This is a genomic window from Streptomyces purpurascens (genome assembly GCF_045040895.1).
GTDB lineage: Bacteria > Actinomycetota > Actinomycetes > Streptomycetales > Streptomycetaceae > Streptomyces > Streptomyces purpurascens.
Map to the genome: position 1 here is coordinate 2,422,217 of NZ_CP108341.1, position 13,981 is coordinate 2,436,197.

The 13,981-nt window shown below is 72.2% G+C and carries 17 protein-coding genes; 5 read left to right on the forward strand and 12 right to left on the reverse strand.

What is annotated here, in order from left to right; translation table 11 throughout:
- Positions 1 to 8: 8 nt before the first annotated feature.
- Positions 9 to 452 (reverse strand): phosphoribosyl-AMP cyclohydrolase, encoded by a 444-nt coding sequence (gene hisI / locus OHU35_RS11080; RefSeq protein ID WP_189728992.1) that lies wholly within the window; start codon positions 450 to 452, stop codon positions 9 to 11.
- Between the two features lie 139 nt (positions 453 to 591).
- Between hisI and OHU35_RS11085 the strand changes: the two genes are divergently transcribed.
- Complete coding sequence (locus tag OHU35_RS11085; protein ID WP_189728994.1) at positions 592 to 1,227, forward strand: TIGR03085 family metal-binding protein; 636 nt, start codon at positions 592 to 594, stop codon at positions 1,225 to 1,227.
- A gap of 39 nt (positions 1,228 to 1,266) precedes the next feature.
- On the opposite strand, the gene OHU35_RS11090 is transcribed toward OHU35_RS11085, so the two are convergent.
- The 10 genes from OHU35_RS11090 to hisD form a co-directional block, all read right to left on the reverse strand.
- Entirely contained in the window at positions 1,267 to 2,517 is a 1,251-nt protein-coding gene (locus OHU35_RS11090; RefSeq protein ID WP_405505244.1) for an MFS transporter, read from the reverse strand.
- On the reverse strand, positions 2,495 to 3,085 hold the full coding sequence (locus OHU35_RS11095) for a transcriptional regulator (protein WP_189728998.1): 591 nt from the start codon (positions 3,083 to 3,085) through the stop codon (positions 2,495 to 2,497). Before OHU35_RS11095 ends, OHU35_RS11090 begins: the two co-directional genes overlap by 23 nt.
- Before the next feature lie 118 nt (positions 3,086 to 3,203).
- Complete coding sequence (hisF, locus tag OHU35_RS11100; RefSeq protein WP_189729000.1) at positions 3,204 to 3,959, reverse strand: imidazole glycerol phosphate synthase subunit HisF; 756 nt, start codon at positions 3,957 to 3,959, stop codon at positions 3,204 to 3,206.
- Positions 3,956 to 4,360, reverse strand: a complete 405-nt coding sequence (locus OHU35_RS11105) for a RidA family protein (protein WP_184596613.1) — start codon at positions 4,358 to 4,360, stop codon at positions 3,956 to 3,958. The genes hisF and OHU35_RS11105 overlap by 4 nt, the downstream gene beginning before the upstream one ends.
- Positions 4,357 to 5,097, reverse strand: coding sequence for a bifunctional 1-(5-phosphoribosyl)-5-((5-phosphoribosylamino)methylideneamino)imidazole-4-carboxamide isomerase/phosphoribosylanthranilate isomerase PriA (gene priA, locus OHU35_RS11110; RefSeq protein ID WP_189729002.1), 741 nt, complete (start codon positions 5,095 to 5,097; stop codon positions 4,357 to 4,359). The genes OHU35_RS11105 and priA overlap by 4 nt, the downstream gene beginning before the upstream one ends.
- Positions 5,097 to 5,741, reverse strand: coding sequence for an imidazole glycerol phosphate synthase subunit HisH (hisH, locus tag OHU35_RS11115; RefSeq protein ID WP_267943668.1), 645 nt, complete (start codon positions 5,739 to 5,741; stop codon positions 5,097 to 5,099). The genes priA and hisH overlap by 1 nt, the downstream gene beginning before the upstream one ends.
- Positions 5,738 to 5,902, reverse strand: coding sequence for a hypothetical protein (locus tag OHU35_RS11120; protein WP_189729006.1), 165 nt, complete (start codon positions 5,900 to 5,902; stop codon positions 5,738 to 5,740). Before OHU35_RS11120 ends, hisH begins: the two co-directional genes overlap by 4 nt.
- Positions 5,899 to 6,492: an imidazoleglycerol-phosphate dehydratase HisB gene (gene hisB, locus OHU35_RS11125; RefSeq protein WP_030248649.1), complete on the reverse strand. Its 594-nt coding sequence runs from the start codon at positions 6,490 to 6,492 to the stop codon at positions 5,899 to 5,901. Before hisB ends, OHU35_RS11120 begins: the two co-directional genes overlap by 4 nt.
- Positions 6,489 to 7,613 carry a histidinol-phosphate transaminase gene (locus tag OHU35_RS11130; RefSeq protein ID WP_189729008.1) on the reverse strand — a complete coding sequence of 375 codons (1,125 nt, stop codon included), beginning with the start codon at positions 7,611 to 7,613 and terminating at the stop codon, positions 6,489 to 6,491. The genes hisB and OHU35_RS11130 overlap by 4 nt, the downstream gene beginning before the upstream one ends.
- The gene (gene hisD, locus OHU35_RS11135) at positions 7,610 to 8,935 is read right to left on the reverse strand and encodes a histidinol dehydrogenase (protein WP_189729010.1); all 1,326 of its coding nucleotides are present in this window, start codon (positions 8,933 to 8,935) and stop codon (positions 7,610 to 7,612) included. The genes OHU35_RS11130 and hisD overlap by 4 nt, the downstream gene beginning before the upstream one ends.
- A 178-nt stretch (positions 8,936 to 9,113) precedes the next feature.
- Between hisD and OHU35_RS11140 the strand changes: the two genes are divergently transcribed.
- The 4 genes from OHU35_RS11140 (at position 9,114) to ybaK (ending at position 13,111) form a co-directional block, all read left to right on the forward strand.
- Entirely contained in the window at positions 9,114 to 10,691 is a 1,578-nt protein-coding gene (locus OHU35_RS11140) for an oxidoreductase (RefSeq protein WP_189729012.1), read from the forward strand.
- Positions 10,692 to 10,812: 121 nt separating this feature from the next.
- Complete coding sequence (locus tag OHU35_RS11145; RefSeq protein ID WP_189729014.1) at positions 10,813 to 11,844, forward strand: hypothetical protein; 1,032 nt, start codon at positions 10,813 to 10,815, stop codon at positions 11,842 to 11,844.
- A gap of 11 nt (positions 11,845 to 11,855) precedes the next feature.
- On the forward strand, positions 11,856 to 12,596 hold the full coding sequence (locus OHU35_RS11150) for an LON peptidase substrate-binding domain-containing protein (RefSeq protein WP_189729016.1): 741 nt from the start codon (positions 11,856 to 11,858) through the stop codon (positions 12,594 to 12,596).
- An 11-nt stretch (positions 12,597 to 12,607) separates the two neighbouring features.
- Positions 12,608 to 13,111 carry a Cys-tRNA(Pro) deacylase gene (ybaK, locus tag OHU35_RS11155; protein ID WP_189729023.1) on the forward strand — a complete coding sequence of 168 codons (504 nt, stop codon included), beginning with the start codon at positions 12,608 to 12,610 and terminating at the stop codon, positions 13,109 to 13,111.
- Between the two features lie 130 nt (positions 13,112 to 13,241).
- Here ybaK and OHU35_RS11160 read toward each other — a convergent pair whose 3' ends face one another.
- A complete protein-coding gene (locus OHU35_RS11160) occupies positions 13,242 to 13,931 on the reverse strand; it encodes an AAA family ATPase (RefSeq protein WP_189729025.1) in 690 nt (229 codons plus the stop codon).
- Positions 13,932 to 13,981 lie beyond the last annotated feature (50 nt).

The following is a 13,981-nucleotide window of genomic DNA, read 5'->3' on the forward strand; positions in this document are numbered from 1 at the left end:
GGCTGACCTTACTGATCCGCGGCGGCGGCGTCCGAACCGCCGTCCTTGAGCAGCACGTCCTCGTCGAAGCAGGTGCGGTCGCCGGTGTGGCAGGCGGCGCCGACCTGGTCGACCTTGACGAGCACGGTGTCGGCGTCGCAGTCCAGGGCGACGGACCTGACCCACTGGAAGTGGCCGGAGGTGTCGCCCTTCACCCAGTACTCCCGGCGGCTGCGGGACCAGTACGTGCAGCGGCCGGTGGTCAGGGTGCGGTGCAGTGCCTCGTCGTCCATCCAGCCGAGCATCAGCACCTCTCCGGTGTCGTACTGCTGGGCGATGGCGGGCAGGAGGCCGTCGTCGCTGCGCTTGAGGCGCGCGGCGATCTCCGGGTCGAGGCGGCTGGATGGAGCACCGTGGCGCGAAGCGCCTCCGTGAGGGGCGGCGGCCGGGCGACGGGCGGGCGTGCTGGTCATGTGGTCCATTGTGCCGGGCGCCACTGACAGGCCCGGTGGAGTGTCCACTGATTGGAAAAGGCGGCGCGAAGCGTCTCAATGGGGGGTGGTGGTCGGGTGACGGGTGGGCGGACCGGGAACACGGCCGTAGGCTGGCCGCATGTCGACCCATGCCAAGCGTGAACGACTTCTCCTCGCCGATCTGTTGGAGACCGCGGGCCCGGACGCGCCCACCCTGTGCGAGGGCTGGACGACCCGGGACCTCGCCGCGCACGTGGTGGTGCGCGAGCGCCGCCCGGACGCCGCCGGGGGGATACTGATCAAGCAGCTCGCGTCGCGCCTGGACCGGGTGATGGCCGAGTACACCGGCAAGCCGTACGAGGAGCTGATCCAGCTGATCCGTACGGGCCCGCCGCGCTTCTCGCCCTTCTCCCTCAAGCCGGTCGACGAGATCTCGAACATCGTCGAGTTCTACGTCCACACGGAGGACGTCCGGCGCGCCCAGTCCGACTGGTCCGTGCGCGAGCTCGACGCGGTCTTCCAGGACGCCCTGTGGTCCCGTCTGGAACGCACCGCCCGGCTGATGGGCCGCGGCCTCCCGACGGGCCTGGTCCTGCGCCGCCCCGACGGCCAGACGACGGTCGCCCAGCGCGGCACACCGGTGGTCACGGTGACCGGCGAGCCGTCCGAGCTGGTCCTGTTCTCCTACGGCCGGCAGAGCGCGGCCAAGGTCGACCTGGACGGCGACGAGAACGCGATCGCGAAGCTGCACGAGTCGAAGCAGCTCGGCATCTGAGACGGCCGGCCGGGCGGCGCTGCCGTGGGCGTGGGCTGATCAGCGCGGGAGTTCGGCGCGGCGGAGCGGGGCCGAGCACAGGGTGACGAGGACGCCCAGGGCGCAGATCGCCGCGCACCCCGCGAAGACCGGGCCCGCGGACCAGCGGGCCACCGCCGCGCCGACCAGCGGGAAGGTGAGCGGGGCGACGCCGAAGCCGACCAGGGTGGCGGCGGAGGTGACCCGGCCGACGTAGGCCGGGCCCGCCGTGACCTGGAGCAGCGCCCCTCTCAGCGCGCCGCCGAGTCCGGCGGCCAGGCCGATGGCCAGGGCCACCGCGGCGGCGGCGAGGACGGACGGCGCGTGGGCGAGCGCGGCGATCGCCGCGCAGCCGACGAGTTCCGCCACGGCCATGACCAGCCCGGCCCGCGGCACCCGGCCGCGCAGCGCGAGCAGCAGCGAGGCGGCCCCGGCTCCGGCGCCGAACCCGGCGAGCACCCAGCCCATGCCGGCGGAGCCCCACCCCTTCTCCCGGGCCAGCAGGGTCAGTCCGAGGTTCATCGGCCCGACGAAGCCCAGGTCGGCCAGCGCCATGGCGAGCACCAGCGGGCGCAGCACCCGGTCCTGTGCGATGTGCCGCAGTCCGTCCCGCAGTTCGGCGAGGGCGGTGCCGCGCGGGCGCTCCACGCCCTCGGCCGCGGAGGCTGTCCGGCAGACCCGTACCGCCCACAGCACCGGCAGCGACACCCCGATGAGCAGCGCGGCCAGCCCGAACGCCCCGGCCGTGCCGCCGAGCGCGATGCCGAGGCCGCCGAGCGGTCCGCCGAAGACGGTGGCGAGCCGGGTGGCCAGGCCGCGCATGCCGTGCACGCGGGCGAGTTGCCCCCGGCCGGTGATCCGCGCGGGCAGCGCACTCGCGGCAGGCAGGAAGACGGCGTCGACGATCCCGAACAGCAGCGCCACACCGCCCAGCGCCCACAGCCCCGGGTCCGCCACCGTCAGCATCGCCGCCGCCAGGACGACGAGCAGGCAGCGCGCGGCGCTGCTGCCGAGGACGACCGGGCGCGGCCCGTACCGGTCGGTGACCACTCCCCCGCCGAGCATCAGCAGGGCCCGGGGCACGGCACTCACCGCCGTGACCAGCCCGGCCTCGGCGGGTGTCCCGGTCTGTACGGCCGCCCAGGACAGGGCGACGTAGTAGACGGTGTCCCCGACCGCCGACGAGGTGTAGGCCCCGAGCCAGCGCAGCACGTTGGGGTCGCGGTGGGCCGGCCGGACGGCGGCGGTGTCAGGTACGGAAGGGGAAGGCATACGTGTGCAGCGCGACGTTCTCGCGCCCCTCGGTGTCCCCGGCCGTCTCGGCGGCACGGCCCTTCTCCTGGTATTTCTGGGCGAGGGCACGCAACTCACCGGTGAGCTCGGCGAGTTCGGCCGCCGTGAGCCGCAGCACGGACTCCGAGGACTCGGCTGCGGTGGTCCACTCGGGGTCCCAGTGGGCGCGTTCGTCGAGGTGGCGCCGGTACATGTCGGCGCGCTGCTCGAAGAAGAGGCGGCTGGCCGCGGTGTGCGCGGCCGCCTTCTCGGGGGCGTCACTGAAGTCCTCGGCATGGATGCTCACGCCGTCCGAGGCCGGCTGCCACCAGCGTTCCCGCCCGTCCGCACTCCGCGGCTCGGCCTCCTCGATGAGACCGTGCTCGGCGAGCTTGCGCAGGTGGTAACTGACCAGCGAGACGGCCTCGTCGACCTGCTCGGCGAGCTGTGAGGCCGTCGCGACGCGGGCGAGGGTCAGCCCGCGCATGAGCTTCATCCGGAGCGGATGGGCGAGCGCCTTGAGCGTGCCCAGGTCGGTGATGCGGCGGTCCCTCTCCTTGCTTCCCATGCCTGAACCGTAGATACGAAGGGAAAGTTGCGCAATTGTTTTTGCGCAACTTTCCTTTCTCATCTGCCTATGAAAGAGCCCCGGCCGCACCGGGCGACCGGGGCTCCGGGCGCAGGCGTCACCGCACCGGGTGACCCGCCTCCCGCAGCGTCTCCTTGACCTCGCCGATGCGCAGGTCCCCGAAGTGGAAGACCGACGCGGCCAGCACCGCGTCCGCGCCCGACGCGACGGCCGGGGGGAAGTCGGTCAGCTTGCCGGCGCCGCCCGAGGCGATGACGGGGACGGTCACGTGCTTGCGTACGGCCCGGATCATCTCCAGGTCGTAGCCGTCCTTCGTGCCGTCCGCGTCCATCGAGTTGAGCAGGATCTCGCCCGCGCCCAGCTCGGCGGCCCGGTGGGCCCACTCGACGGCGTCGATGCCGGTGCCGCGACGGCCGCCGTGGGTGGTCACCTCGAAGGAGCCCGACTCGGTGCGGCGGGCGTCCACCGAGAGGACCAGCACCTGCCGGCCGAAGCGCTCGGCGATCTCGCGGATCAGCTCGGGACGCGCGATGGCGGCGGTGTTGACGCCCACCTTGTCCGCGCCCGCGCGCAGCAGCTTGTCCACGTCCTCGGCGGTGCGCACACCGCCGCCGACCGTGAGCGGGATGAACACCTGCTCGGCCGTACGGCGCACCACGTCGTACGTCGTCTCGCGGTTGCCCGACGAGGCGGTGATGTCCAGGAACGTCAGCTCGTCGGCGCCCTCGGCGTCGTACACCTTGGCCATCTCGACGGGGTCGCCCGCGTCGCGCAGGTTCTGGAAGTTGACGCCCTTGACGACCCGGCCGTTGTCCACGTCCAGGCAGGGGATGACTCGGACCGCCAGGGTCATGAATCCACGGCTCCTCTATACGCTTCCACTTCGACTGACACCAGGACCCGCGAGTCGATGAAGCCCTCCACGACCAGCAGGGTCGTGACCGGGCGTACGGAGTCGAACAGCTCCTTGTGGGCGCGGCCCACCGCATCGACATCGCGCGAATGTGCCAGGCACACACGGGTCCGGATCACGGACTCGATGCCGAGCCCGAACTCGCCGATCGCCTCGACCGCACTGGCGAAGGCCACCCTGGTCTGTTCGTACGGGTCACCGTCGCCGTACAGCACGTCGCCCTTGAAGGCGGTCGTGCCCGCCACGATGACACGGTCACCCGCCGCCACGGCCCGTGCGAAACCGAAGGACTCTTCCCAGGGACTTCCGCTCTGCACGCGCCGTACGGCTTCGGATGTCATGACGCCACAGCCTCCAAGGCTTCTTCCAGGGTGAACGCCTTCGCGTACAGGGCCTTCCCGACGATGGCCCCCTCGACACCGGCCGGGACGAGACCGGCGATCGCCCGCAGGTCGTCCAGCGACGACACGCCGCCGGAGGCGACGACCGGGCGGTCGGTGGCCGCGCAGACGTTCTTCAGGAGTTCCAGGTTGGGGCCCTGGAGCGTGCCGTCCTTGGCGATGTCCGTGACGACGTACCGCGCGCAGCCCTCCTTGTCGAGGCGCGCCAGCGTCTCGTAGAGGTCGCCGCCGTCGCGGGTCCAGCCCCGGCCGCGCAGGGTCGTGCCGCGTACGTCGAGGCCGACGGCGATCTGGTCGCCGTGCTCGGCGATGACCTTGGCGACCCACTCGGGGGTCTCCAGGGCGGCCGTGCCGAGGTTCACCCGAGTGCAGCCGGTGGCCAGGGCGGCGGCGAGGGTGTCGTCGTCGCGGATGCCGCCGGACAGCTCCACCTTGATGTCCATGGCCTTCGCGACCTCGGCGATCAGCTCACGGTTGTTCCCGGTGCCGAACGCGGCGTCCAGGTCGACCAGGTGCAGCCACTCGGCGCCGGACCGCTGCCAGGCGAGGGCGGCCTCCAGGGGGGAGCCGTAGGAGGTCTCCGTACCGGACTCGCCGTGCACCAGGCGGACCGCCTGGCCGTCCCGGACGTCGACGGCGGGGAGGAGTTCGAGCTTCACGGAAGACTTCGGGGGCATCAGAGGGTTCCGATCCAGTTGTTCAGCAGCTGCGCTCCGGCGTCGCCGGACTTCTCGGGGTGGAACTGCGTGGCCCACAGGGCGCCGTTCTCGACGGCCGCGACGAACGGCTTGCCGTGCGTGGACCAGGTCACCTTGGGGGGCTCGAGGGCCGGGTTGTGGGTCTCCAGCGACCAGTCGTGGACGGCGTAGGAGTGCACGAAGTAGAAGCGGGCGTCCGCGTCCAGGCCGTCGAACAGCCGCGAGCCGGCCGCGGCCTCCACGGTGTTCCAGCCCATGTGGGGCACGACGTCGGCCTGGAGCGGCTCGACCGAGCCGGGCCACTCGTCGAGGCCGTCGGTCTCCACGCCGTGCTCGATGCCGCGCGCGAAGAGGATCTGCATGCCGACGCAGATGCCCATGACCGGGCGGCCGCCGGAGAGCCTGCGGTCGACGATCCAGTCGCCGCGCACCTCGCGCAGGCCCTTCATGCAGGAGGCGAAGGCGCCGACGCCGGGGACGAGCAGCCCGTCGGCGTTCATGGCCTTGTCGTAGTCACGCGTGATCTCGACATCGGCTCCCGCGCGCGCGAGGGCACGCTCGGCGGAGCGGACGTTGCCGAAGCCGTAGTCGAAGACGACTACCTTCTTCTGAGGGGCGCTCAATTCCACACCTCCAGCCGCACGACGCCGGCCACGAGGCACATCGCGGCGCCGATGGACAGCAGCACGATCAAACCCTTGGGCATCTTCTGCTTGACGAAGGAGTAGATCCCGCCGACGAGGAACAGACCGACGACGATCAGCAGGGTCGAGATGCCGTTCACAGGGCGCCCTTCGTGGACGGGAGGATGCCGGCCGCGCGCGGGTCGCGCTCGGACGCGTAGCGCAGGGCCCGGGCCAGCGCCTTGAACTGGCACTCCACGATGTGGTGCGCGTTGCGCCCGTAGGGCACGTGCACGTGCAGCGCGATCTGGGCCTGGGCCACGAAGGACTCCAGGATGTGACGCGTCATCGTGGTGTCGTACTCGCCGATCATCGGCGCCATCTTCTCGGGCTCGGTGTGCACGAGGTAGGGGCGGCCGGACAGGTCGACGGTGACCTGCGCGAGGGACTCGTCCAGCGGGACCGTGCAGTTGCCGAAGCGGTAGATCCCCACCTTGTCGCCGAGGGCCTGCTTGAAGGCGGCGCCGAGCGCGAGGGCGGTGTCCTCGATGGTGTGGTGCGAGTCGATGTGCAGATCGCCCTCGGTCTTCACGGTCAGGTCGAACAGACCGTGCCGGCCGAGCTGGTCGAGCATGTGGTCGTAGAAGCCGACGCCGGTGGAGATCTCCGTCTTGCCGGTGCCGTCGAGGTCTATCTCGACGAGGACCGTGGTCTCCTTGGTCGTCCGCTCCACGCGTCCGGTGCGGCTCATTGACTCTGCTCCTTCTTCAGTGCACGAACCGCGTCGAGGAACGCGTCGTTCTCTTCGGGGGTTCCGGCTGACACCCGCAGCCACCCGGGGATGCCGTTGTCCCGGACCAGAACGCCCTGGTCCAGGATCTTCTGCCAGGCCGTGTGCGCGTCCTCGAACCTGCCGAACTGCACGAAGTTGGCATCGGACTCGACGACCTCGTAGCCGGTCGCGCGCAGTTCGCGCACCAGCCGGTCCCGCTCGGCCTTGAGCTGCTCGACGTAGCCCAGCAGCGTTTCGGTGTGCTCCAGGGCGGCCAGGGCGGTCGCCTGCGTGACGGCCGACAGGTGGTATGGCAGCCGGACGAGCTGGACGGCGTCCACGACGGCCGGGTGCGCGGCGAGGTAGCCGAGGCGCAGGCCGGCCGCGCCGAACGCCTTCGACATCGTGCGGGAGACGACGAGGTTCGGGCGGCCCTCGATCAGCGGCAGCAGCGAGTCGCCGTGGCTGAACTCGATGTACGCCTCGTCCACCACGACGATCGCCCCGGCAGTCTCGGCCTTGGCCGCCTGCGCGGCCTCGTACAGCGCGAGGACCGTCTCGGGCGGGACCGCGTTGCCCGTGGGGTTGTTGGGCGTGGTGATGAAGACGACGTCGGGCCGGTGCTCGGCGATCGCCTTCTCGGCGGCCTCCAGGTCGACCGTGAAGTCCTCGTTGCGGGGACCGGAGATCCAGCCCGTGCCCGTGCCGCGCGAGATGAGCCCGTGCATCGAGTACGACGGCTCGAAGCCGATCGCCGTACGGCCCGGTCCGCCGAAGGTCTGCAGCAGCTGCTGGATGACCTCGTTGGAGCCGTTGGCCGCCCAGACGTTGGCCAGGCCGACCTCGTGGCCGGAGGTGTCCGTCAGGTACTCGGCGAGCTTGGTGCGCAGCTCGACCGCGTCCCGGTCCGGGTAGCGGTTGAGGTTCCGCGCCGCCTCACGGACCCGCTCGGCGATGCGCTCGACCAGCGGCTCGGGCAGCGGATAGGGGTTCTCGTTGGTGTTCAGCCGTACGGGGACGTCCAGCTGGGGCGCGCCGTAGGGGGACTTGCCGCGCAGCTCGTCCCGTACGGGGAGATCGTCGATACGTACGTCGCTCACTTGCTCTCGGGTACCTTCCAACCGAACCTCGCCTTGATCGCCGCGCCGTGCGCGGGCAGGTCCTCCGCCTCCGCCAGCGTCACCACATGGTGCGCGACCTCGGCCAGCGCGTCCTTCGTGTAGTCGACGATGTGGATGCCGCGCAGGAAGGACTGGACGGACAGGCCCGAGGAGTGGCAGGCGCAGCCGCCGGTGGGCAGGACGTGGTTGGAGCCGGCCGCGTAGTCGCCGAGGGAGACCGGGGCCCAGGGGCCGATGAAGATCGCGCCGGCGTTGCGGACCCGGTCGGCCACCGCCGCGGCGTCGGCCGTCTGGATCTCCAGGTGCTCGGCGCCGTACGCGTCGACCACCCTGAGACCCTCGTCGACGCCGTCGACCAGCACGATCGCGGACTGCTTGCCGGACAGGGCCGGGACGATCCGGTCGTCGACGTGCCGGGTGGCCGCGACCTGCGGCTCCAGCTCCTTCTCCACGGCGTCCGCCAGCTCGACGGAGTCGGTGACGAGGACGGCGGCGGCCAGCGGGTCGTGCTCGGCCTGGCTGATCAGGTCGGAGGCGACGTGCACCGGGTCGGCCGTGTCGTCGGCGAGGACCGCGATCTCGGTCGGGCCGGCCTCGGCGTCGATGCCGATCTTGCCGGTGAAGTAGCGCTTGGCGGCGGCGACCCAGATGTTGCCGGGCCCGGTGACCATGTCGGCGGGCGCGCAGGACTCGGTGCCGTAGGCGAACATCGCGACGGCCGTGGCACCCCCGGCCGCGTACACCTCGTCGACGCCGAGCAGCGCGCAGGCGGCGAGGATGGTGGGGTGCGGCAGGCCGTCGAACTCGGCCTGGGCGGGAGAGGCGAGCGCGACGGACTCGACGCCGGCCTCCTGCGCGGGCACCACGTTCATGATCACGGAGGACGGGTAGACGGAGCGGCCGCCGGGCGCGTAGAGCCCGACCCGCTGGACCGGTACCCACTTCTCGGTCACGGCGCCGCCGGGCACGACCTGGGTGGTGTGCGTGTCGCGGCGCTGGGCGCGGTGGACGATCCGGGCGCGGCGGATGGACTCCTCCAGGGCCGCGCGCACGGCCGGGTCGAGTTCCTCCAGCGCGCGGGTGAGCGCGGCGGCCGACACTCGCACCTGGTCGAGCCTGACCCCGTCGAACCGCTCGGCGAAGTCGATCAGCGCCGCGTCGCCCCGATGATGCACGTCCTCGCAGATGGGACGCACCTTCTCCAGGGCGGCCGCTACGTCGAACTCGGCTCGGGGCAGCAGGTCACGCAGGGCGGTGCCCTCGGGGAGGGCGTCGCCGCGCAGATCGATTCGGGAGATCACGTGCTCAATTCTCTCAGACCCGGGTGAGGCGTCGTCCGCGCGTATCAATGGCTGATACAGAACGCGGCGCGAAGCCGGAAGATCCCCCTCACGTTTCGCGTTCGGGGCGTCACCCAGCGGGCATGAACTGTTGTACGAAGAAACCAACCCGCGAGTACCCGGGGAGGAAGGGAAGAGCGTGACCGAGGGGGCCGGCGTGCGTGCCGGGGATGTGCCCGAGGACCTGACCGCGGCCGAGGCCGGCATGTGGCAGGCCTTCCGCAACGGCAGCGTGTACGACCTGAGCAGCGGCGACCCGCTGGTGGACGATCCGCACGGCGGCAGGCCGTGGGGCGAGGAGCGGACCGTGCGGGCCCGGATCGTCTGCTGGCTGCTCCTCGACGGCCCGCCCGCCCTGGCCGGCCGGGTGTCGGCGCTGAAGCTGGCCGGCATACGGATCAGCGGCTCGCTGGATCTCGCGGGGGGCACGGTGGTGCCGTACGTCGAGATGCGCCAGTGCCGGTTCGAGCAGGACGTGCTGCTGCCCGAGGCCCGCTTCACGACCCTGCGGATGGTGGACTGCTCGGTGCCGCGCCTCGAGGCGGCCCGGGTGCACACCGAGGGCGATCTGCATCTGCCGCGCTGCCGTTTCCACCGCGGCATCCGGATCACGGACGCGCAGATCGGCACGGACCTGATGCTCAACCAGTCGATCGTGCACCGGGACCGCAGCGGCCGGTCGATCGCCGCGGACGGCCTGACCGTCGGCCAGGACTTACAGGCCGAGCTGCTGGAGTCGCACGGCGAGCTGAGCCTGCGCGCCGCCACCATCGGCGTCTCGCTGAGCCTGCGCGGCGCGCGCCTGGCCAACCCCTACGAGCGGCTCGCGCTGAACGCCCCGCAGCTGACCGTCGAGCGCAGCCTGTATCTGACCCCGGCGGGGGTCGGCGCCCAGGCGATGAGCGGGATGACGCCGGCGCGCGGCACGCGGATCCAGCGGTTCGAGTGCGAGGGCGGGATACGGCTCGACGACGGGCGGTTCGGCGACGCCGTCGACTTCGAGCGGGCCCGGTTCGCCCTCACCGAGGACCAGGAGCTGTCGCTGCGCCGGGTGCAGACACCTGAGCTGCGGTTCCTCGGGGAGCATCCGGCGCGCGGGCGGGTGGTGCTGTCGGGGGCGAAGATCATCAACCTGATGGACCGGGCGGACGCCTGGCCCGGCCCGGGGCGGCTGCACATGGGCGGCTTCGCCTACGAGAACCTCGTGCCGCGCGGCCCGTTCCCGCTGGCCGAGCGGCTGGACTGGGTGGCGGCGGCGACCGCCGAGTACAACCCGGAGCCGTACGAGCGTCTCGCGTCGGTGCTGCGGGCCGGCGGGGAGGACGTGGACGCCCGCGAGGTGCTGCTCGCCAAGCAGCGCCGGCACCGCGAGAGCCTGCCGCCGGCGGCCAAGCTGTGGGGCTATGTGCAGGACTGGACGGTCGCCTACGGGTACCGGCCGGGCCGGGCCGCCGTGTGGATGGCGGTGCTGTGGGCGGCGGGCTCGTTCGCCTTCGCGCAGGCCGGCCATCCGCCGCTGAAGCGGGGCGAGCATCCGGAGTGGAGCCCTACGCTCTTCACGCTCGATCTGCTGCTGCCGGTCATCGACCTGGGCCAGGTGGGCTTCTGGCAGTTGCGCGGGGGCTGGCAGTGGCTGGCGACGGCGATGATCCTGCTGGGCTGGATCCTGGCGACGACGGTGGCGGCGGGGGCCACGCGATTGCTGCGGCGCAACTGATGTTGCCGGTGTGACCACAGTTGTTGAACTGTCACACCTTTGCCTTCTCTTGACCGTCAGGCGTACAACTTTCGGCGAGTTCCCCGAACCATCTGGCGCCGCTGTGACCAGCGGTCTTTCAATGGTCGACACCATGGCTCTGCAGCTCCCGTTCATCCGCGCGAGCCGGATGACAAGGACCGCCCCCCACCTCGTCGGCTGGCCTTTCGCCGACGACGAGGTGCTGCTCGACGCGCCCGACGCGCGGCTGAGTCCGGCGCTGGTCGCCGCCGCCCGCGGCGACCACGGACCGGCCGCCGGGCTGCTCCACGCCACCCGCGCGGCGGCCGAGTGGGAGCGACGCGACCGGTACGTGACCCGGCTGGCCGCCTTCGCCCGCTCACGCCCCGAATGGCTGGACGCCTGGCTCGCCACCGCCCCGCACGACCCCGACGCGCTGCTGGTCGGGGCCCAGCTGGCGGTGGACCGCGCCTGGCTCTCACCGGCCCGCGCCGAGCTGCTGCGCGAGGTGAGCCCGCTGCTCACGGCCTCGGCCCGGGGCGACCAGCGGGACCCGGTGCCCTGGCGGCTCGCGCTCGACCACGCGCGGGGCGCGCAGGCCGGGCACAGGTACTTCGAGGAGCTGTGGGCGGCGGCCGTACGCCGCGCCCCGCACCACTACGGCTGTCATGTGGCCGCCCTGCGCTATCTGGCCGCCTCCTGGCACGGTTCGCACCAGGAGTGCTTCGACTTCGCCGACCGGGCCGCACAGGACGCGCCCGCCGACGCGCTCGCCCAGGCGCTCCCGCTGTGGGCGGCCTTCGGCTACCTGACCGACGGCTGCGGACCCGAGGTGCCGCGTGAGCGGCTGGAGGCGGCCGCCGACCGGGCGATCGCGCTGTCCCCGCTGCTGCCGGCGGCCGATCCCTGGCCCGCCCGGATGCGGAACCTGCTGATCTTCGTCCTGGTGTGCCTGGAGCGCTGGCCGGACGCCACCGAGCAGCTGCGGCTGAACGGCCCGTACGCCACCTCGTTCCCCTGGGACCAGGTGTCGGACGACCCGCTCGGACACTTCCTGCGGGTACGCGACGACGTCCGGGCCGCGACGGCAGGTCGGCCGTCCTGGCATCCACGGAGTGAACGGGGCGGACGAGTCCGCTCCGGCGACCATTAGGCTTTTGCGTCGTGACCACCGTCCGGCTCCCCCTCTTCCCCCTGAACTCAGTGCTGTTCCCGGGGCTCGTGCTCCCGCTCAACGTCTTCGAGGAGCGGTATCGCGCCATGATGCGCGAGCTGCTGAAGACCCCGGAGGACGAGCCGCGCCGGTTCGCCGTCGTGGCGATCCGCGACGGCCACGAGGTGGCCCCGAGCGCGCCCGGCATGCCCGACCCGACGGCCCTGCCCGACCGGGGCCCGCTGGCCGGTTTCGGCGCGGACCCGGTCAAGGCGTTCCACAAGGTGGGCTGTGTGGCGGACGCGGCGACGATCCGGGAGCGCACCGACGGCTCCTTCGAAGTGCTGGCGACCGGCACCTCCCGGGTGCGGCTGCTGTCCGTCGACGCCTCCGGCCCCTTCCTGACGGCCGAGCTGGAGACGCTGCCCGAGGAGCCCGGCGACGAGGCCGCGCCGTTGGCCGAGGGGGTGCTGCGGTCCTTCCGCCAGTACCAGAAGCGGCTGGCCGGCGCGCGGGAACGCTCCCTGGCGACCGGTGCCGAGCTGCCCGACGAGCCGGGCGTGGTGTCGTATCTGGTGGCGGCGGCGATGATGCTGGACACCCCGTCCAAGCAACGCCTGCTCCAGGCCCCCGACACGGCGTCCCGCCTGCGCGACGAGCTGAAACTCCTTCGCTCGGAGACGGCCATCATCCGTAATCTGCCGTCGTTGCCGGCGTCGGAACTGACGCGCGGCCCGATGAGCCTCAACTGAAGCGGACCGGCATGGCGAAGAAGTCGAAGAAGCAACAGCAGCCGGGGGGCACGCCCGCCACGGTCGCGCTCACGACGGCGGGCGTTGATTTCACCGTCCACTCCTACGACCACGACCCCGCCCACCCGTCCTACGGCGAGGAGGCGGCCGAGGCGATGGGCGTCTCACCGGACCGGGTCTTCAAGACCCTGGTGGCGGACGTCGACGGCGCGTTGACGGTCGCGGTGGTCCCGGTGGCGGGCCAGCTGGATCTGAAGGCCCTGGCCTCGGCCGTCGGCGGCAAACGCGCGACGATGGCCGACCCGACCCTGGCCGAACGCACGACGGGCTACGTCCGCGGCGGTATCTCGCCCTTGGGCCAGCGCAAGAAGCTCCCGACGGTCCTCGACGACTCGGCCTCGTCCCACCCGACGATCTGCGTCTCGGCGGGCCGGAGGGGCCTGGAGGTGGAACTGTCCCCGGAGGCCCTGGCCAAGCTGACGGAGGCGGTACTGGCACCCGTAGGCCGCGCCTAGCGCCGCCCTCGCTGCGGGCATGCGTGCCGCCCCTAGCTGCGGGCATGCGTGCCGCTAGGGGCGGCACGGGTGGGCGCAGCGGCACCCCGCTACGCCGGGCTGCGCAACGCCCCGCCCCCAGGCCGAGCACCTACGCAGCAGGCGGTGCCTCGTACGGCCCCTCAGGAAACTCCGGCTCCGGATCCCGAGGCCCGAACAACGCCGTAAGCCCCAGATGCAACACCAGCGCGGCAAGCGGCCAGGCCAGCAACGCCCCCTTCGCCCCCAGCTTCAGCGGCGCGGAGAACGTCACGCCCCGCCCCACATCCCTCGCCCGCGCGATGACATCCTCCGCGGGCCCGAGCCACACCCCGAGCCGCCAGGCCAGCAGCGACCCGAGCAGCCCGCCGACAGCCAGGCCCACCACCAGCGGCACACCCCCGCGCCGCCGCAGCAGGAACACGACCAGCGCGCTGACGGCCCCGAAGCCCAGCGCGAGCAGCGTGAACGTGCCGTCGACCCCGACGGCCTGCTCGCCCTCGGTGTCCTTGAGGTAGACGACCCAGTTGCCCTCCACCACGTCACCGATCAGCGGCACGTGCGGCGCGAGCCACCACCACAGCACTCCGAGCAGCACCCCGCCGAGCGCGACGGCCAGCGAGATCACGGCGGCTTCCCGCACTTCGGTCTTCATGCCGGGGCCGTCCTGTCCGTACCAGCCGTGCCCGGCGTACTCGGCGGGCTGAGATCCGGGAGCCCGGGGCCCGTCGGCCGGCGGCGGCCACGCGTCCTGCGCGGAACGTTCATGCGGTGGCGGTGGCGGAGTCAGTGGTGCGGTCACCCTGCCATCGTGCCAGTCCCGCCTGTGCGCCGCGTCACCGGACGACCGCT

Coding starts and splice junctions, on each gene's coding strand:
- hisI (WP_189728992.1), bottom strand. CDS start 452: ATGACCAGCACGCCCGCCCGTCGCCCGGCCGCCGCCCCTCACGGAGGC.
- OHU35_RS11085 (WP_189728994.1), top strand. CDS start 592: ATGTCGACCCATGCCAAGCGTGAACGACTTCTCCTCGCCGATCTGTTG.
- OHU35_RS11090 (WP_405505244.1), bottom strand. CDS start 2,517: ATGCCTTCCCCTTCCGTACCTGACACCGCCGCCGTCCGGCCGGCCCAC.
- OHU35_RS11095 (WP_189728998.1), bottom strand. CDS start 3,085: ATGGGAAGCAAGGAGAGGGACCGCCGCATCACCGACCTGGGCACGCTC.
- hisF (WP_189729000.1), bottom strand. CDS start 3,959: ATGACCCTGGCGGTCCGAGTCATCCCCTGCCTGGACGTGGACAACGGC.
- OHU35_RS11105 (WP_184596613.1), bottom strand. CDS start 4,360: ATGACATCCGAAGCCGTACGGCGCGTGCAGAGCGGAAGTCCCTGGGAA.
- priA (WP_189729002.1), bottom strand. CDS start 5,097: ATGCCCCCGAAGTCTTCCGTGAAGCTCGAACTCCTCCCCGCCGTCGAC.
- hisB (WP_030248649.1), bottom strand. CDS start 6,492: ATGAGCCGCACCGGACGCGTGGAGCGGACGACCAAGGAGACCACGGTC.
- OHU35_RS11145 (WP_189729014.1), top strand. CDS start 10,813: ATGGTCGACACCATGGCTCTGCAGCTCCCGTTCATCCGCGCGAGCCGG.
- ybaK (WP_189729023.1), top strand. CDS start 12,608: ATGGCGAAGAAGTCGAAGAAGCAACAGCAGCCGGGGGGCACGCCCGCC.